Origin of the sequence: Sphingobacterium populi (genome assembly GCF_001586775.1) — a bacterium.
Lineage (GTDB): Bacteria > Bacteroidota > Bacteroidia > Sphingobacteriales > Sphingobacteriaceae > Sphingobacterium > Sphingobacterium populi.
The window spans coordinates 63223-81351 of record NZ_LQXS01000005.1; the positions used below are offsets into that span (position 1 = coordinate 63223).

General features: G+C 42.2%; 17 protein-coding genes. 11 read left to right on the forward strand and 6 right to left on the reverse strand.

Annotated elements, in window-relative coordinates:
- Window positions 1-14: 14 nt before the first annotated feature.
- On the reverse strand, window positions 15-296 hold the full coding sequence (locus tag A0125_RS12500) for an ATP-dependent Clp protease adaptor ClpS (protein WP_066756711.1): 282 nt from the start codon (window positions 294-296) through the stop codon (window positions 15-17).
- Window positions 297-370: 74 nt separating this feature from the next.
- Here A0125_RS12500 and A0125_RS12505 point away from each other — a divergent pair, with 74 nt between their 5' ends.
- Window positions 371-1417, forward strand: coding sequence for a 3-oxoacyl-ACP synthase III family protein (locus A0125_RS12505; protein ID WP_066756713.1), 1047 nt, complete (start codon window positions 371-373; stop codon window positions 1415-1417).
- 22 nt (window positions 1418-1439) lie between these two features.
- Here the strand turns inward: A0125_RS12505 and A0125_RS16195 are convergent, their stop codons facing one another.
- The gene (locus A0125_RS16195) at window positions 1440-3194 is read right to left on the reverse strand and encodes a M56 family metallopeptidase (RefSeq protein WP_066756716.1); all 1755 of its coding nucleotides are present in this window, start codon (window positions 3192-3194) and stop codon (window positions 1440-1442) included.
- A gap of 1 nt (window position 3195) precedes the next feature.
- Window positions 3196-3564 (reverse strand): BlaI/MecI/CopY family transcriptional regulator, encoded by a 369-nt coding sequence (locus A0125_RS12515; protein WP_066757263.1) that lies wholly within the window; start codon window positions 3562-3564, stop codon window positions 3196-3198.
- Between the two features lie 216 nt (window positions 3565-3780).
- On the opposite strand from A0125_RS12515, the gene A0125_RS12520 reads away from it, so the two are divergent.
- The 8 genes from A0125_RS12520 (at window position 3781) to A0125_RS12555 (ending at window position 12887) form a co-directional block, all read left to right on the forward strand.
- A complete protein-coding gene (locus tag A0125_RS12520) occupies window positions 3781-5070 on the forward strand; it encodes a citrate synthase (protein ID WP_066756718.1) in 1290 nt (429 codons plus the stop codon).
- 60 nt (window positions 5071-5130) lie between these two features.
- Window positions 5131-5808: an outer membrane beta-barrel protein gene (locus A0125_RS12525; protein WP_066756722.1), complete on the forward strand. Its 678-nt coding sequence runs from the start codon at window positions 5131-5133 to the stop codon at window positions 5806-5808.
- Between the two features lie 10 nt (window positions 5809-5818).
- Complete coding sequence (locus A0125_RS12530) at window positions 5819-7462, forward strand: NAD+ synthase (protein ID WP_066756725.1); 1644 nt, start codon at window positions 5819-5821, stop codon at window positions 7460-7462.
- A gap of 146 nt (window positions 7463-7608) precedes the next feature.
- The gene (gene gndA, locus A0125_RS12535; protein WP_066756727.1) at window positions 7609-9015 is read left to right on the forward strand and encodes an NADP-dependent phosphogluconate dehydrogenase; all 1407 of its coding nucleotides are present in this window, start codon (window positions 7609-7611) and stop codon (window positions 9013-9015) included.
- A 25-nt stretch (window positions 9016-9040) separates the two neighbouring features.
- Window positions 9041-10576 (forward strand): glucose-6-phosphate dehydrogenase, encoded by a 1536-nt coding sequence (gene zwf, locus A0125_RS12540; RefSeq protein ID WP_066756734.1) that lies wholly within the window; start codon window positions 9041-9043, stop codon window positions 10574-10576.
- A complete protein-coding gene (pgl, locus tag A0125_RS12545; RefSeq protein WP_066756737.1) occupies window positions 10569-11306 on the forward strand; it encodes a 6-phosphogluconolactonase in 738 nt (245 codons plus the stop codon). Before zwf ends, pgl begins: the two co-directional genes overlap by 8 nt.
- Window positions 11307-11551: 245 nt before the next feature.
- The gene (locus tag A0125_RS12550; protein ID WP_066756740.1) at window positions 11552-12115 is read left to right on the forward strand and encodes a DUF4136 domain-containing protein; all 564 of its coding nucleotides are present in this window, start codon (window positions 11552-11554) and stop codon (window positions 12113-12115) included.
- 214 nt (window positions 12116-12329) lie between these two features.
- Window positions 12330-12887 (forward strand): DUF4256 domain-containing protein, encoded by a 558-nt coding sequence (locus tag A0125_RS12555; RefSeq protein WP_066756742.1) that lies wholly within the window; start codon window positions 12330-12332, stop codon window positions 12885-12887.
- A 103-nt stretch (window positions 12888-12990) separates the two neighbouring features.
- Here the strand turns inward: A0125_RS12555 and A0125_RS12560 are convergent, their stop codons facing one another.
- Genes A0125_RS12560 through A0125_RS12570 form a run of 3 tightly spaced genes read right to left on the reverse strand, consistent with a single transcriptional unit; the run spans window position 12991 to window position 15533 of the window.
- Entirely contained in the window at window positions 12991-13620 is a 630-nt protein-coding gene (locus A0125_RS12560) for a 3-oxoacid CoA-transferase subunit B (protein ID WP_066756745.1), read from the reverse strand.
- A 1-nt stretch (window position 13621) separates the two neighbouring features.
- Window positions 13622-14812, reverse strand: coding sequence for an acetyl-CoA C-acyltransferase (locus A0125_RS12565; protein WP_066756746.1), 1191 nt, complete (start codon window positions 14810-14812; stop codon window positions 13622-13624).
- Between the two features lies 1 nt (window position 14813).
- Entirely contained in the window at window positions 14814-15533 is a 720-nt protein-coding gene (locus A0125_RS12570) for a CoA transferase subunit A (protein ID WP_066756748.1), read from the reverse strand.
- 142 nt (window positions 15534-15675) lie between these two features.
- Between A0125_RS12570 and A0125_RS12575 the strand changes: the two genes are divergently transcribed.
- Both A0125_RS12575 and atpD read left to right on the forward strand, forming a co-directional pair.
- A complete protein-coding gene (locus A0125_RS12575; RefSeq protein WP_156472543.1) occupies window positions 15676-16269 on the forward strand; it encodes a hypothetical protein in 594 nt (197 codons plus the stop codon).
- 357 nt (window positions 16270-16626) lie between these two features.
- Window positions 16627-18129, forward strand: coding sequence for a F0F1 ATP synthase subunit beta (gene atpD, locus A0125_RS12585; protein ID WP_066756755.1), 1503 nt, complete (start codon window positions 16627-16629; stop codon window positions 18127-18129).

Consider the following 18129-nt stretch of genomic DNA (forward strand, 5'->3'; position numbering starts at 1 on the left):
ACCTTACTAAAATTTTATTCCACGCTAACGGTAAGTCCTTCGGATTTAAGAATTTTGCGATAAATCTCCATTTCGGTATAAGAACCTTCCAGAATGGCACATTTGCCTTCGGTATGTACTTTAAATGCGATACGTGATGCTTCCCCTTCGGAGTATTGAAGATGATGCATCATGCAATGGATTACATGATCGAACGTATTAAAATCATCGTTCCATAAGATTAGACGATGTCCATCCTTTGCTGCCGCCAGAATCTCTTCTAACGTAAATGTCTCTGTAACGGTCTCCGTACCCATACTCGCAAAAATAAGGTATTTTTAGAAAATTCTCTACTTTTGTCGGGATTTCATAGTTAGCGAAAAAAGAAGGTATGTTTCAATCGAAGATAGCCGGCATAGGACATTACGTGCCAAAAAATGTATATACAAACAACGATCTGACCAAATTCATGAACACAAGCGACGCTTGGATACAAGAGCGCACGGGTATTCAAGAACGGCGCTATGCCGATCGAATTGGTGAAACGACTACTTCAATGGGCGTGGAAGCGAGTAAAATTGCATTAGATCGTGCTGGCATAACCGCTGCCGAAGTTGACTTTATTATTTTCGCGACGCTTTCGCCAGATTATTATTTTCCGGGATGTGGTGTGCTTTTACAACGGGAAATGGGTATGGGTGAGATTGGGGCGTTGGATGTTCGAAATCAGTGTTCTGGATTTGTTTATGCCCTCTCGATTGCCGATCAGTTTATCAAAACGGGCATGTACAAAAACGTACTGGTTGTTGGCTCAGAAAAACAATCTTTTGCTATGGATTTTGATACACGAAGTAGACACGTATCCGTCATCTTTGGCGATGGCGCAGGCGCAGTTGTGATGCAACCTACTACCGAAGCGGGAAAAGGCGTATTGAGCACGCACTTACATTCGGATGGTGCCGAAGCAGAAAAATTAGCGATGTACTATCCGGGCGCTGCTGCTGGCTTTGGATTAGAAAATCCGCCTCAATGGCCAGATCAAGAATTGGGCGGCATGCTCATGACGCCGCAAATGCTGGAAGATGGCACAGCGTACCCAACTATGGATGGCCAAGCAGTATTTAAAAAAGCTGTGGTGAAATTCCCTGAGGTAATCCACGAAGCTTTAACAAAGAACAATTTGTCGCCATCTGACATCGACCTTTTAATACCACATCAGGCGAACCTTCGTATCTCGCAATATGTGCAAAAGACACTCGGTTTGCCTGATGAGAAAATCTACAGCAACATCCAACGTTATGGCAATACAACAGCCGCCTCTATACCAATCGCGCTATCTGAAGCGTGGCAAGAAGGATTGATCAAAGAGGGCGATCTAGTATGTTTTGCAGCTTTTGGAGCTGGGTTTACGTGGGGATCGGCGTTGATCCGTTGGTAGTAGATGTTGCGGTATTTTAGGATTATTTTTTGGTATCAACTTTTTTAGCTGCGGCTTTTGTCGTTAATTCAATAACTCCGTTCGCTCCGGCTTTTCCGTATTTGTTTGTAGCGTTCGCATCTTTCCATACGTGCATAGATTCTATCGTATTGGGATCAAGCGTCTTGATATCAAATCCCTCTTTTTGAACAACTCCGTCAATTAATACTACAGGTTTTTTATCTGATGCCGTTTTGCTATTCACAGATTGTACTTCTTGATCATAGGATTTCGTATCGGTTTTTTCATCAGCTTTTATCCCACGATTGAAGTTCTTTGTCGATATTAAAACAACCCCATCTTTAGCTTTTTCACCATAGATTGCGCGAGCACTATTATCTTTAATAACACTGATACTTTCGATGCTATTAGGATCAATACCATCTAAATCACCTTTACTTTGTGGCACTCCATCAAGCACGTATAATGGTTGAGCGTCATCCCCAGACGATCTCTTCAATAGATAGGTCATGGTGCTATCTTTTTGAAATGTACTACGATCGGTTGCTGTTTTAGATTTTTCTAATGCACCTTTAGTTGATATTATTACAACCCCATTTTTTCCTTTATCTCCGTATGCTGCGGTAGCCGAACCTTCTTTTAATACATCAATTCTATCGATATCATTTGGATCGAGTTTTTTAAAATCCTTCGGTAGCATTACGATTCCATCTACTACATACAGTGGATCGACGGGTTGTTTTCCGATTGTTACTCCCTCATGCGCACCATCTGATTCATCTAACCGAGCATCAACTTGCTTAGGTATCACGGTATCTGCGGGATTAATGGTATTTTCCTTTTGCGATTCTGTCGATTGCAAATCATCTTTAAAAATACTCGCTTGACCCAATTCGACCGCATCTTTAATATTGGCTTCTACTTGGTTTACGGTGAATGCAGCTGAGGCGAGCACCAACACGGGTATGAGCATTGCATATTTGCTCAACTCCAACTTGGAGGAGCGCTTTTTGTTCATCATCATAATTCTTTGTTTTAACATTTTAAAATTGAACTTATTTGTGATCGGGGTAGCTAATCCCGTTCTGTTAACATGCAATAGATTGTATTGGTACGTCTGGCGGTCAATTCCTAAATCAAGCACCTGCTGATCCGTCAAGAATTCTAGATTCTGATGAATAGCGCTGCGCATAAGGAAAACCAATGGGTTGTACCAGCAGCAGATATATACCAACTCTGTCAAAAGCACATCCAACGAATGCAAGCCGTTGGTGTGTACCAACTCGTGTTTGAAAATATGCACGAGCTCTTGCTCATCGTGTTGCTTACGGTACAGGTATATATGCCGAAGAAAAGAAAATGGCACTACTGGAAAACGAACATTACGGTAGGAAAAGCTATGCCATAAGGCCGAAGACGAATTCCAATGGACGCGCAACACACTAGCCGACTGAATTAGTAGCCGCAAAAAGAAGAATGTTACGCCAACTGCGACTGCAACGAGCACGACATTATTAATGCTGTACAAATTGTCGGAAGCTGGTGTCGACACAAAATCTGGCATAAAATCCACCAATTCGCCAATGGGTTCTACATGGCGCGCAAACCAACTCCTGACATCTAAAAATGGATAGACGAAACTAAACAGCATGCCGACCAAAAAATAACCACGATTCAGGTTATAAAATGTAAGACCTTTTAGCAACAATATGTAACCTAGGTACACGACGCTCAACAATACATTGACCTGCAGAATATAGATTAATAGCTTTTCCATATTACGTGGTTTTATTGTTTTTAATCATATCAAGGATTTCTTCTAATTCTGCTGATGACAAGCGCTCTTCTTTGATGAAAAACGACACCATATCTTTATACGAATTGTGAAAATAATTGCCTACAAAGCCATTCATGAACTTCGCTTTGTATTCTAATGCAGATATTATTGGTTCATAGCGTTTTGCATTCCCCGCTTTTACCGCTTTTACATACCCTTTTTTCTCTAAATTACGAACGGTGGATGCCAAGGTGGTATAAGGCATTTCCTCGGAAGATTTTAGATTTGCCAAAATGTCGCGGATAAATCCACCCTCGGTTTCCCAAATGGCACGCATCGCTTCTTCTTCTTGTATTGTAAGTTTTTCCATAACTGAATCAATCATTTATACAATGTTACGAAAAGTTCGTAGAAACAAAGAAGGTTTTTGATTTTTTTACGAATTTTTCGTAGATGTCGATTTTACACGATGTATATATGTTGATATATCTTATTATATATGACGATTTCATGTTAATTTAATGCTTATCCACAGTCGAACTGTTTTTGATTTTTTATACATTTGTAGAAATCGAGTCAGAAAATTATGTCAGATAATAAAGCTTCAATAAACTTAAATGGGCAATCCTACGATCTTCCTGTAATCGTTGGAACCGAAAATGAGAAAGCAATAGATATCTCCAAACTGCGAGATCAATCCGAATTCATCACATTAGACCCAGGTTACAAAAACACGGGTGCTACCAAAAGTGCGATCACGTATTTGGATGGAGAGAATGGTATATTACATTATCGTGGATATCCAATTGAGCAGCTTGCAGAGAAATGCTTATTCTTAGAAGTTGCTTATTTATTAATATATGGTGAGCTACCAACGAAACAAGAATTAGAAAGCTTCCGCGCAGAGATCAAAGAACAAACCTTGATCCACGAAGACATGAAGAATTTCTTCGCAGGTTTCCCTTCTCAATCTCATCCGATGGGTCAGTTGTCTTGTTTGGTTGGCGCATTATCAGCTTTTTACCCGGAATCCTTGAATCCAAATGCGACCAAAGAGGAAGATAACAAAACGATTATCAACCTATTGGCCAAAATGCCTACGATTGTTTCTTGGATTCACAAAAAATCAATTGGCCACCCAATTGTTTACCCTAAGAAAGATTTGAATTACGTGGAGAATTTCATGAACATGCTATTCTCTGACGTTACTGCAGAAAGCTCTTTCGATCCTGCGATCATCAGTGCGATGCAAAAACTTTTGATTCTGCACGCAGATCACGAGCAAAACTGTTCGACATCTACCGTACGTATGGTAGGTTCGTCGAATGCCAACTTATACGCTTCTATCGCTTCTGGTATTAATGCGCTTTGGGGTCCACTACATGGTGGTGCGAACCAAGCTGTGATCGAAATGCTAGAAGCAATTAAAGATGATGGTGGTGATGCAGACAAGTATTTGGCAAAGGCTAAGGACAAAAATGATCCTTTCCGTTTGATGGGCTTTGGACACCGCGTTTACAAAAACTTTGATCCTCGTGCCAAGATCATTAAGCAGGCTTGCGATGATATTTTAGAAAAACTAGGTATCGATGATCCTGTTCTGGATATTGCTATCCGCTTGGAAGAAGCGGCTTTGAACGATCAATACTTCATCGATCGTAAATTATATCCAAACGTAGATTTCTATTCGGGAATTATCTACCGTGCCTTGAACTTTAAACCAGAGATGTTTACGGTATTGTTCGCGTTAGGCCGCCTACCGGGATGGATCGCACAATGGAAAGAAATGCGTGAAAACAAAGAGCCAATTGGTCGTCCAAGACAAGTATATACCGGCGAAACGAAAAGAGACGTCGTAGATATTGAAAAACGATAAATCGATAAAAATAAGAAGAAAAGCACCTCGATAGGTGCTTTTCTTTTAACCTATTAACCCATGCTTAGATTACCTCAATCCATTTTCCAAAAAAATACACGGATCGCTATCCTTGCCATTGCGCTACTATTTACATCATTACATGCTAAAGCGCAGTACGGTGGTTATCCATATGAACGCAATATGCGTCTAGGGTTAGTCATCAATCCCAACATCAGTTGGTTTAATTTTGATAGCTCGCACTCCAGTGGCAATCCAGGATATCGATTTGGCTATGGATTGTTAGCCGATTTTGGTTTTTCTAGAAATTATTATTTCTCGACCGGATTGATCATTAACGATCTACGTGCAGAGCAAGTTCAGTTATTCGAAGGAGGTACTCCCGCTACGGTGAATAACTCGATACGACTAAAATATGCAGAAGTACCCCTTACCATAAAACTGAAAACGGAAGATAGAGATTTTGGTCGTATCTATGGACAGTTTGGAGTTACTACGGGTATACGTGTATCCGCTAGACAGCAAAACGATTTGCCAAACGCAGAGACACAATCACTTTCTGGCACTGATTTAGTACGATTGGGATTACAGATCGGGACTGGAGTAGAATGGAATCTAGGTGGCAATCTCGGATTGTTGACAGGTGCAGCGTACAACAATGGTTTTACTCGCGCGATGCGCAACGGCGGCGAGCCAAAAATTTCCTACGTAGCACTCCAAGTCGGTCTATTATTTTAACATATTACTCATGAAAATCGCTTTAGCTCAACTCAATTATCGGATTGGAGATTTTGAAACGGATACCGCACAGATTATAGAAACCATAAACAAAGCTAAAAAGCAAGGAAACGAACTGATCATCTTTGCTGAATTGGCTATTGGTGGATATCCTGCTAAAGATTTGTTGCGCAATCCTGCCTATCTAAATGCCTGCGAGAAAGCTTTGCACGAAATTGCAAGTGCCTGTTGCGACATTTCTTGTATCATTGGTGCTCCAATTCGAAACAATCACTCGGAAGGAAAGCATTTGTTTAATGCGGCATTGGTTATTGAGCAAGGTGAGATAAAGCATACAGTTAAGAAAACGTACTTGCCGGATTATGACGTGTTTGACGAATACCGTTATTTTGAACCCAACAGAGACGTGCACTGTGTGACGATCGGCGACACAAAAATTGCTTTGACGATCTGTGAAGATTTGTGGGACAATGGGGTGGATAACACCTATATGGGTGACATCATTCAAGATCTAGCGGTAGAAAAACCTGACTTGATCGTCAACATAGCTGCCTCTCCTTTTTCATACACACATCACCAAACGCGTCTGGATATTATGCGGCGCGCGGTGTTGCGTATGCATGCGCCATTGATCTATCTCAATCAGTTAGGAGCTCATGCAGATATTATATTCGACGGACGATCTTTCGTATTGGATAACAATGGCGATGTAGTTACAGTTTTGTCGGCGTTTGATGCAGATTTCGCAGAACTGAGCTTAGAAAAAGGTAAATTTCAGCTAGAGGAACATCGAGAAGTATATCTGCCCGGATCGGAAATGGCTCAGATCCATGCGGCGTTGGTTTTCGGCATAAAAGAATATTTCACTAAATCAGGATTTTCAAAAGCAGTGTTGGGTTTATCAGGCGGCTTGGATTCTGCCATTGTCGCGGCATTAGCCTGTGAAGCTTTAGGCGCCGAGAATGTGCTGGCCATACTTCTACCTTCCAAATATTCTTCAGACCATTCGCTAAAAGATGCATTGGATTTAGTAGCTAATACCGGTTGCAACCATCAGATTGTACCTATACATAGTATGGTAGAAGCGTATGAAGAAGCATTGAGCGATCTTTTTAGCGGTTTAACGCCCGATCTTACAGAAGAAAATATACAGGCTCGTATACGGGCAACGGTACTGATGGCCGCCTCTAATAAATTTGGACATATCTTACTCAACACTTCCAACAAGAGCGAGGCTTCGGTTGGCTACGGCACGTTGTACGGCGATATGGCTGGCGCCTTAAGTGTTATTGGAGATGTGTACAAATCACAGGCATATCAATTAGCAGAATACATTAATCGGCATCACGAAATTATCCCGACAAATACTATCGTAAAACCACCTTCGGCAGAATTAAGACCAGACCAAAAGGATACAGATTCTCTTCCAGACTATGAATTACTAGATAGCGTTCTGTACCAATTGATTGAGCAGGAGAAATCAGCACAAGACATCATACAATTAGGTTTTGAAGAACAACTGGTAACCCGTGTTCAACATATGCTGAACAGAGCGGAATTCAAACGTTTTCAAGCGCCGCCTATATTGCGAATAAGCCCGAAAGCATTTGGCGCTGGTCGTGCCATGCCGCTAGTCGCTAAATATCCTGGTTAATCCTACGTCATTTCAACAGATTAACCATCTGTTATTTAGGAAAAATTCTATCTTTGAATCACGTTTGCTTTTGCGTAAGCCTGATCAGGTTGCTGTGCAAGAATAGTAAAAACATAATATCCTCATCAAAAACAGAATTTTAGTTTATGGAATCATACGATTTTGGTATAGTAGGTCTTGGTGTAATGGGTAGAAACCTATTACTTAATATGGCCGACCATACTTTTGCTGTGGCTGGATTAGACCTAGACACAGAGAAGGCTGCTTCATTACAGGCCGAAGCGGCAGCCAATCATCAAATCAAAGCTACCACAGATGTGGCAGCCTTTGTACAGGCGATTCGCAAACCACGTGCCATTATGCTACTTGTACCTGCTGGCAAACCTGTAGATAGCGCTATTGAAAGTTTGCTTCCTCACTTAGAAGAAGGCGATATACTAGTGGACGGTGGCAACTCGTATTTTCCTGATACAGAAAGACGATACACGTACCTTTCCGACAAGAATATTCATTTTTTTGGAATGGGAATCTCTGGCGGCGAAAAAGGCGCACGATTCGGGCCTAGTATGATGCCCGGCGGCGATGAAGTCGCTTACGAGCGTTTGCGCCCCATATTTGAAGCGATCTCTGCCAAAGTAAATGGCGATCCTTGCGTTGCCTACTTAGGCAGCGGGTCTGCCGGTAACTATGTAAAAATGGTGCACAATGGCATCGAATACGGTGTTATGCAATTGCTAGCAGAGATTTACGATCTGATGAAACGCGGTGCTGGCATCGCCGATGACAAGATTCAAGAGACATTTGCAAAATGGAATGAAACTGAGCTGCAATCGTTCTTAGTAGAGATAACAGGAGAAATCCTGAAACAAAAAGACGAAGATGGTACACCATTGATCCATGCGATCTCTGACTGGGCCAAATCCAAAGGAACAGGAAAATGGACTTCACAAAATGCCATGGACCTACAAGTACCTGTACCGGTAATTGATGCTGCAGTTAATATGCGCGACATCTCTAAATACAAACCGGAGCGTATCGAAGCGGCTAAACAACTGACATGGGAAGCGACTTCCTCATCCGACGTAGCAGAAGATCAACTGCTAAAACAGCTAAAAGATGCATTTCACGCGGCCATGCTTCTCACCTACGCACAAGGATTAGCACAGCTTACGGTCGCCTCTGATACCTACAAATACGGATTAGAATTAGAAACGGTCACGAAAATCTGGCGTGGAGGTTGTATCATTCGCGCAGCGGCGTTAGAAGATTTCCGCCAAGCTTACCACCGTAATCCAGACTTGCGCAACATCTTGCTAGATGAACAAATCGGTCAGCAATTACTGAAATTACAAGAGAATTTCCGCTCTGTAATCAATTTCGCAGTAGCAAAAGGTATTCCTGTAGCGGGGCTAATGAATGCCTTAGTATATTTTGATGCTTACCGCTCGGCCAACCTACCGACAAACTTGATACAAGCCCAACGCGATTATTTTGGTGCGCATACTTACGAGCGTATTGATCGCGAAGGAATTTTCCATACACAATGGGGCTAACGCCAAATGTTTTATCTGTCTAAACATGAAAACAAGTAAAAAAGCCAGACCAGCGATCATCGTTATATTTGGAGGAACAGGTGACCTCGCAAAGCGAAAATTAATTCCTGCCTTTTATAATCTTTTTCTGGACGACTGGATGCCCGAAAAATTTGCCATCATCGGGCTCGGAAGAACAGCACTTGACAATGATGCCTATCGCGAGCATTTGAAAGAAGGTTTGACCGAGTTTTCGCGTACGGGAGCACCCGATGCGGATAAGTGGACAGTTTTCAGTCCGCAGGTTAGCTACTTCCAATCGAATATTGAAACCCCAGAATCCTATCAAGAGTTGGCGGCTCAATTGGATGCGCTGGATGCCGAATGGGGAGAGCGAGCAAATCGTTTGTTTTATCTTTCAGTAGCACCGCGCTTTATTGGCGCAGCCGCATCAAACATCAATGCATCTGGCTTGGCTAGTATTCCAGCCCAAGACCGTATCGTAATCGAAAAGCCTTTCGGATACAATAAGAAAACAGCGATAGAACTGAATCAACTGTTGACCCAAACGTTTCAAGAAGATCAGATCTATCGTATCGATCATTATCTAGGCAAAGAAACGGTGCAAAATATCTTGGCATTTCGCTTTGGCAATGCGCTGTTCGAACCGTTGTGGAATCGTAATTACATTGATTCGATACAAATCACCGTGGCAGAGCAAGTCGGCGTAGAAAACCGAGGCGGCTACTACGAGGGAGCAGGCGCATTGCGCGATATGATTCAAAATCACCTCTTGCAAATCTTGTGCATGGTCGCAATGGAAGCTCCAGCTTCTTTCAAAGCCGAAGAAATTCGTAATCGCAAGGTCGATGTGCTGCGTTCGATACGCCGTATCAAACCCGAAGAAGTGAGCCGATATGCCGTACGTGGCCAATACCACGAAGGTTGGCTGCAAGGCGATAAAGTACCAGGTTATCGGGAAGAGACGGGTGTAAATCCGCAATCTAATACCGAAACGTATGCCGCCATTAAGTTTTATATGGACAACTGGCGTTGGCAAGGTGTACCGTTTTATTTAAGAACGGGCAAACGCATGCAGGAAAAACACTCGTCGATCACTATACAGTTTAAACCTGTTCCGCATTCTACGTTCTCCAATGGTGAGGCGGCAGAAAACCTGATGCCGAATCGACTGACCATCAACATTCAACCACAAATGGACATTCGATTGCGCTTCATGACCAAAAAACCAGGTTTGAGCATGAGTTTGAATCCTTCAGAAATGGTATTTGACTACGATACCTGCTCTACACAATCGCCAGAAGCATACGAAACCTTGCTGTTGGATGCTTTGAACGGAGATGCAACGTTATTCATGCGCTCGGATCAAGTCGAAGAAGCTTGGGACGTAATAACTCCAATACAAGAAGCGTGGGAAAGTCGGGATTCGTTGGATTTCCCGAATTATGCTGCGGGCACTTGGGGACCAGAAACGGCCGAAGTATTGGTCGCACAACAAGGACACGTGTGGGCAATTAATGCTTTGCATAAACCAAAAATAAAAGACGAAAACTGTGATTAAAATATACCCACAACCATCTGATATTTATCCTGCTGCTGCCGATCTTTTTGTGGCATCAGCTAAAAAAGCAATAGCTTCAAAAGGAAGCTTTACTGTGGCGTTGACTGGTGGATCCTCACCTGTAGAACTTTATAAGCTATTAGCAACGCCAGCTTACCTTGACCAGATCGACTGGACAAAAGTCTTTGTCTTCTGGGGCGACGAGCGCTGGGTGCCATTGGCTGATCCATTGAGCAATGCCAAGATGGCTTTCGAAACATTATTGCAACAAGTGCCTTTGCCAGAAGATCATATCTTTCCGATGTACGATATCGATCGCTCGCCGGAAGAATTTGCTGTTGTTTATGAGCAGCAGCTAAGAAGAGTACTTGGTACAGAAGGACAATTCGACTTGATTTTACTTGGTATGGGCGATGATGGACATACTGCTTCTCTGTTTCCGCATACGGCAGTATTGCAGGAGAAAACCAAATGGGTGGATGCCTATTATCTCGAGCCGCAGCAGATGCACCGCATTACGTTGACAGCAACTTTGCTCAACAAGGCAAAACAAATTTTAGTGATCACCTTCGGAGAAAAGAAAGCTCCAGCTTTGTACGAGGTATTAGAAGGCGTACGTAATTCAGAAGAATATCCTTCTCAATTGCTAAATCCTACTAATGGGGATATATTGTTTATGGTGGATAAGGATGCTGCATCTCGATTATCGGAAGCGGTAATTAGTCAATAATCTTTCAGCGGCTTGTATTACTCATTTCATGACCAAGGAAAAGCCTAACAAACTTATTGAAACAATAACGAGTTAGGCTTTTTAGCAGGTGATAGTTAAAGACATGAAACGAACAACGTACCGGCGTGATTAGTCCGTTGCAGACTAAACCAGAAACACTAAAAAATTAAGACATAACTTATTAAACCATTAACCTGGTAATGCGTCAAATAAGGAAGATAGACACTTGTTAGCAACTAAAAGTCATGAAAAAATACATCCTGCACATTAGCCTTCTTTTGGTAGTCACGCTAGTATTTTCAGCGTGTCGTACTAATAAATTCAACACCACTAAGGTGATGAATAAAGATTTCACCCAATACCGTACTTACGGTTGGTTGCCCCCTATTGATTCGTTATCAAAAGATTATTTTTCAAACGATATTGCACGTGAGAATATCATGATCGCTGCGAATACCGAAATCGAGAAGTTAGGGCTTACCTACTCGAAGGAGAATCCTGATATTTTGTTCCGTTATGTGGCCATTGTCAATAATAAAAGTCGCTTAATTTGGTCTAATCCAGGTTGGGGCGGCTGGGGAATGGGACCTTGGGGCTGGGGAATGGGCTGGGGAGGCGGTTGGTCTCAACCAGTTGGTCGCGAAGGCTATCGGTACGCTCATATCATTGTCGAAGCTTTTGATCGCCAAGCAGATGCCGTAGTGTGGCAAGCTCGAGGATCGAGAGAAGTCCGCAATCCAGAACGCGCTATTAACAGGCTTCCTACAATTCTACGTGGAATATTTAAACAATATCCAGTACGAAAATAGATTAGCATAAAATATTTATCATAACCAACGTACATCCGTACGTTGGTTATGATAAAGAAGGGGCAAGTGATAAACACTTGCCCCTTCTTTATTGGGAAAATTTTGGTAAAAAATATGTATTTTCGTTTTGCACCATGCGATGAACTAATCGCTAACCGACAGAATAGAACCTATATAGTGCGATACTAAATTAAAAAGAACACCTCATCTGACCATGAAGACATTAACAACTGACCAAAAAGAGAAACTGTTTGAAGGATTAGAAAAAAGATTTAGAGATAATGTACAAAGGCATATTGATCTAAAGTGGGATGATGTATTAAAGAAATTAGAAAGTGTATCCGACAATGCACTATATGCCCTGCATGCTATGGAGAATACGCAAGGGGAACCAGATGTGATCGGAACTGATGACAAAACTGGCGAATTTATTTTTTGCGATTGTGCGGCAGAAAGTCCTGTTGGCCGACGCAGTCTTTGTTACGATCAAGATGCCCTAGATTCGCGCAAACAAAATAAGCCAGCCGACAATGCGGTTGAGGCAGCACGTAAAATGGGTATAGAATTATTGGATGAGGAGGCTTACCATAGACTTCAAACCGTCGGAAATTTTGACACAAAAACCTCAAGCTGGCTCCGTACCCCTCATGAACTACGCAAATTAGGAGGTGCATTATTTGGTGATTACCGCTTTGGAAGAGTGTTTATATATCACAATGGTGCAGAATCCTACTATAGCGCACGCGGATTTCGAGGGCAAGTTTTTATATAAGGAAAAGAGAATAGCTAAGCTATTCTCTTTTCCTTATATAAAAACGTAAAATCTGTAACTGGTAGAGATGCAGCTATGATATAATTTATTCGGTGCGTGCCAGTTATACGATTAGCTTCCCTTTCGTACTTTTTTGCACCTGCTCTAATGTCACTCCTTGATGTAGTTCTACAATCTTGAAACCGCCCTCTGGAACGACATCGAATACGCCCAACTCTGTCACAATTTTTTTGACACAGCGTAGTCCTGTTAATGGCAGTCCGCAAGAGGGAAGTAATTTGGATTCACCTTGTCTGTTGACGTGCTGCATGGCCACAATAATATTTTGTGCGCTAGCTACTAAATCCATCGCCCCTCCCATACCTTTCACCATCTTGCCGGGAATCTTCCAGTTGGCAATATCGCCGTTTTCAGAAACTTCCATCGCACCTAAAATAGTTAAATCGACCTTTCTCGAGCGAATCATACCAAAGCTCATAGCAGAGTCGAAGAAAGCAGAGCCAGGTAATGTTGTGATTGTTTGTTTTCCGGCATTGATATAATCAGCATCTTCCTCCCCTTCGAAAGGAAATGGCCCCATACCGAGCAATCCATTTTCACTTTGCAGCACTACGTTAATATCTTCTGGAATATAATTGGCTACTAAAGTCGGTATTCCTATGCCCAGATTCACGTAATAGCCATCTTTCACTTCCTTCGCGATGCGTTTGGCAATTCCATATTTATCCAGCATATCAATCGTGTTTTTTGATGATCATGGCACTCGCTCCACCGCCGCCATTGCAGATTGCGGCTAAGCCATAGGTGCCACCTTCTTGCTTTAAAATGCTACTCAAGGTAACAAGTATGCGTGCGCCACTACAGCCGAGTGGGTGACCGAGCGCCACCGCACCGCCATATACGTTTATTTTGTCGGTCGATAATTCCAAAATTTTGGCATTGGCGAGTGCTACTACCGAAAAAGCTTCATTAAACTCATAGTAATCTATCTCATCTTTTGTCATGCCTGCTTTTTTAAGCACCTTCTCTGTCACAATACTTGGCGTAGTAGTAAACCATTCGGGATCTTGTTCTGCATCGGCATACGCGATTATTTCGGCGATGGGCTTTAGTCCAAGTTTCTGCACCTTTTCTTCACTAGCCAAAATCAATGCTGCTGCGCCATCACTCAATGTAGAAGCATTGGCAGCCGTTATGGTACCCACCTTATTGAAGGAAGGTCGTAGTTGTGGAATTTTATCTATGTTTACTTGTCTACACTCCTCATCTTCGGTAACCACAGTATCTCCTTTACGACCATTCACGGTGATTTCTACCACTTCGGTAGCGAATTTTTTGTCGTTCCATGCTTGTTTACTGCGCTGGTAAGATGAAATGGCATACTCATCCTGTTGCTCTCGTGTAAACTCGTATTTTGCGGCGCAAGCTTCACCGCAATTTCCCATTGCTTGCCCTGAATATACGTCGGTCAAACCATCTTTTTGCAAGCCGTCTATCAACTGCTGATGACCGTATTTTGCGCCCCAGCGTGCTGAAGCATCGTAAAATGGTACTTGACTCATGCTTTCCATACCACCAGCAACGACGATATCTGCATCACCTAATAAAATTTGTTGCACACCGATAGAAACAGCTTTCATACCGCTTGCACAAACTTTATTAATAGTTGTAGCGGGAATATTATCTGGAAGTCCTGCCTTGCGAGAAGCTTGCCTTGCTGGCGCTTGACCGACGTTGGCCGACAATACGTTTCCCATCAGAATCTCATCCAATTGATCTGCTGCAAGACCGCTTTGCTGTAAAGCCGCATCGATCGCCTTTGCGCCTAACTCGGGCGCGGAAAGGGAGGACAGGTTTCCGCCAAATCCACCAATTGGGGTACGCTTGGCTGCGACTATAAATACTTTTTTTGTTGTGTTTTGCATACTATTCTTTTTCTTTTGTGCTGTATGTGCGTTGTTCTATACGTTTTTCATATCGCTCGCCTTGGAAAATTCTATTTACATAGATTCCGGGCGTATGAATGTAGTTAGGATCCAATTGGCCGGGTTCCACCAATTCCTCCACTTCGGCAATGGTGATCTTGCCACACATAGCCATCGCGTGGTTAAAGTTGTTTGCTGTACCACGAAATACTAGATTGCCCATACGATCGCCCTTCCAAGCTTTCACCAAGGCAAAATCGGGTTCGAAAGCATATTCCATTAAATAATCTTTTTCTACGCCATGAAATGTAAATCGTCTTATTTCTTTGCCTTCGGCTACTTCAGTGCCAACGCCAGTCGGTGTATAGATTGCGGGCATTCCATAACCTGCTGCCATTAAGCGAGTCGCTAATGTACCTTGCGGCACCAATTCGACGTCGAGCTCACCGCTGAGCATTTGCCGCTCGAATTCTGCGTTTTCGCCAACATAGGACGCTATCATTTTTTTGATCTGCTTACGCTGTAGCAACAAACCAAGACCGAAATCATCGACTCCTGCATTATTACTGATACAGGTTAAATCCGTTATTTGCCTATCTATTAGAGCTTGTATTAAGTTTTCTGGAATTCCGCATAAACCAAAACCTCCGACAGCAATCGTCATACCTGACTGCACATCATCAGTGGCCTCAAGTGCGCTTGACACCGTTTTATCTATCATAAAGTTTATAATTCAAGGGTTAAAAACCTTAATAAAGGTACTAAATTAACCCTTCTTTCTGAACAGAAATCTTGTTTATGTTCAATATTATGACTAAAATTGACTTTATCATCATTGAAATATCAAAAAGTTTTACCCCATTATGTCTAGAGCATTTCTTACTACAGCGCTTCTTTTTTGCATCTTCATCTCATTTGGACAGAACAGACCTATGCTACCATATGCATTAAAAGGCGCGATAGATTCTCAGTTTTACTTTATCAATACACTATCACGTAGTCAGGATGCCGACACGAAGCTAATTCGGAAAACTAATTTGGAAATACTACGTAAAAATACTTCTGATACGATCAATCGGTTAAAACGTGAAATCACCGATCTTAATGAAGCTAGCTCTTCCTCGGTGGCCACTACGCGTAGCCTTCGTGACTCTGTAAGCACATTGGAAGGCGAACTTCGCGTAGAACGCGATCGTACGGATAGTATTTCGTTCTTGGGAATAGATTTTCAAAAAAGCACCTACCACACCATCGTATGGGTGCTGATCTGTGTATTTGCAGTCGCATTCATAGCCAGTTTTTTCGCTTTTAAAAAATCTAAGATCGACACTGTAGAACATCAAAAGACGGTCCATGAGCTACAAGATGAATTGCAGATGTTCAAAAAGAAATCGATGGAAAAAGAACAATTACTTAAAAGACAGCTATTGGACGAGCAACTGAAGAGAAATTCTTGATCTTCATCGTCCACATATTAATATCTAGTTAGGTGGCTTATGATACCACCCAAGGCAAAGATCGGAGGTGTTAACAGCATTCTCCGATTTTTTTTCGATGATTACCAAATATTCGTTACACCATTTCGGGTGCTTAGCGGTATATCGATCAGTCGGTTGGCGCATAATATTGAATACCGCAACACCACGTATATTTCCAACTGCTTATTTGACGATTTTTCATGCACGCACCGTCGCACGCTATTTTCTTTTTTTATGTTTTGGTTTTCAACGGATAAAAGCTATTTTTGCAAACCAAAATACACCACGACAGAAGTGGCTGTATATGAATGAATAATTATATTTAGTCCTATTAATATGCCCAATATTGGTAAAATAGCGCAGATTATCGGCCCCGTTGTTGACGTCAACTTTGCCGACAATGAAAATCTTCCGAAAATTTTTGACGCTCTGTACATTGAGAAAGAAAATGGTCAGCGTGTAGTTTTGGAAGTTCAAAAACACTTAGGTGAAGAACGTGTTCGTACTATCGCGATGGATGCTACGGAAGGTTTGGTTCGTGGTATGAAAGTAGTTGATACCGGAGCGCCAATTAAAATGCCTATTGGAGAAAGTATTAAAGGCCGTGTATTCAATGTCGTTGGAGATGCTATTGATGGTATCCAAAACGTAGACAAAGAAAACGGTCGCAGTATCCACAACGTACCTCCGCGTTTCGAGGATTTATCGACAGAGACGGAAGTGCTTTTTACAGGTATTAAAGTAATTGACTTACTAGAGCCTTATGCTAAAGGTGGTAAAATTGGATTATTCGGTGGTGCCGGTGTTGGTAAAACCGTATTGATTCAAGAGTTGATCAACAATATTGCTAAAGGACACGGTGGTCTTTCTGTATTTGCGGGTGTCGGTGAGCGTACACGTGAAGGAAATGACTTGTTACGTGAGATGCTAGAATCTGGCATTATCAAATATGGTGATCACTTCATGGAAGGCATGGAAAAAGGTCAGTGGCCTTTGGATCAAGTCGATCACGAATTGATGAAAGATTCTAAATGTACTTTCGTATTCGGACAAATGAATGAGCCTCCAGGTGCACGTGCACGTGTAGCCCTTTCAGGTCTTACAATTGCAGAATATTTCCGTGATGGTGAAGGCGAAGGTAAAGGTCGTGACGTTCTTTTCTTTATCGACAATATCTTCCGTTTTACGCAAGCGGGTTCTGAAGTATCTGCCCTTTTAGGTCGTATGCCTTCAGCAGTAGGTTATCAACCAACTTTGGCAACAGAGATGGGATTGATGCAAGAGCGTATTACCTCTACTAAAAACGGATCAATCACTTCGGTACAAGCAGTTTACGTTCCTGCCGATGACTTAACTGACCCTGCGCCAGCGACTACATTTGCTCACTTAGATGCGACTACGGTATTATCTCGTAAAATTGCCGAGTTAGGTATCTATCCTGCGGTAGATCCATTAGATTCTACTTCAAGAATCTTGTCTCCAGCGGTGTTAGGCGATGAGCACTACAATACCGCACAACGTGTAAAAGAGATTTTGCAACGTTACAAAGAACTACAAGATATCATTGCTATCTTAGGTATGGATGAATTGTCGGATGAAGATAAATTGACAGTAACTCGCGCTCGTCGTGTACAACGTTTCTTGTCACAACCTTTCCACGTAGCAGAGCAATTTACTGGTCTAAAAGGTGTGTTGGTAGATATCAAAGATACCATCAAAGGTTTCAACATGATCATTGATGGTGAAGTAGATGAGTATCCAGAAGCATCTTTCAACTTGGTAGGTACCATTGAAGAAGCTATTGAAAAAGGTAAAAAACTAATAGCTGAAGCTGTTTAA

Bases quoted from the DNA above. Each gene is read 5' to 3' on its own strand.
- A0125_RS12500 (WP_066756711.1), bottom strand. From the start codon at position 296: ATGGGTACGGAGACCGTTACAGAGACATTTACGTTAGAAGAGATTCTG.
- A0125_RS12505 (WP_066756713.1), top strand. From the start codon at position 371: ATGTTTCAATCGAAGATAGCCGGCATAGGACATTACGTGCCAAAAAAT.
- A0125_RS16195 (WP_066756716.1), bottom strand. From the start codon at position 3,194: ATGGAAAAGCTATTAATCTATATTCTGCAGGTCAATGTATTGTTGAGC.
- A0125_RS12515 (WP_066757263.1), bottom strand. From the start codon at position 3,564: ATGGAAAAACTTACAATACAAGAAGAAGAAGCGATGCGTGCCATTTGG.
- A0125_RS12520 (WP_066756718.1), top strand. From the start codon at position 3,781: ATGTCAGATAATAAAGCTTCAATAAACTTAAATGGGCAATCCTACGAT.
- A0125_RS12525 (WP_066756722.1), top strand. From the start codon at position 5,131: ATGCTTAGATTACCTCAATCCATTTTCCAAAAAAATACACGGATCGCT.
- A0125_RS12530 (WP_066756725.1), top strand. From the start codon at position 5,819: ATGAAAATCGCTTTAGCTCAACTCAATTATCGGATTGGAGATTTTGAA.
- gndA (WP_066756727.1), top strand. From the start codon at position 7,609: ATGGAATCATACGATTTTGGTATAGTAGGTCTTGGTGTAATGGGTAGA.
- zwf (WP_066756734.1), top strand. From the start codon at position 9,041: ATGAAAACAAGTAAAAAAGCCAGACCAGCGATCATCGTTATATTTGGA.
- A0125_RS12550 (WP_066756740.1), top strand. From the start codon at position 11,552: ATGAAAAAATACATCCTGCACATTAGCCTTCTTTTGGTAGTCACGCTA.
- A0125_RS12555 (WP_066756742.1), top strand. From the start codon at position 12,330: ATGAAGACATTAACAACTGACCAAAAAGAGAAACTGTTTGAAGGATTA.
- A0125_RS12560 (WP_066756745.1), bottom strand. From the start codon at position 13,620: ATGCTGGATAAATATGGAATTGCCAAACGCATCGCGAAGGAAGTGAAA.
- A0125_RS12565 (WP_066756746.1), bottom strand. From the start codon at position 14,812: ATGCAAAACACAACAAAAAAAGTATTTATAGTCGCAGCCAAGCGTACC.
- A0125_RS12570 (WP_066756748.1), bottom strand. From the start codon at position 15,533: ATGATAGATAAAACGGTGTCAAGCGCACTTGAGGCCACTGATGATGTG.
- A0125_RS12575 (WP_156472543.1), top strand. From the start codon at position 15,676: ATGTCTAGAGCATTTCTTACTACAGCGCTTCTTTTTTGCATCTTCATC.
- atpD (WP_066756755.1), top strand. From the start codon at position 16,627: ATGCCCAATATTGGTAAAATAGCGCAGATTATCGGCCCCGTTGTTGAC.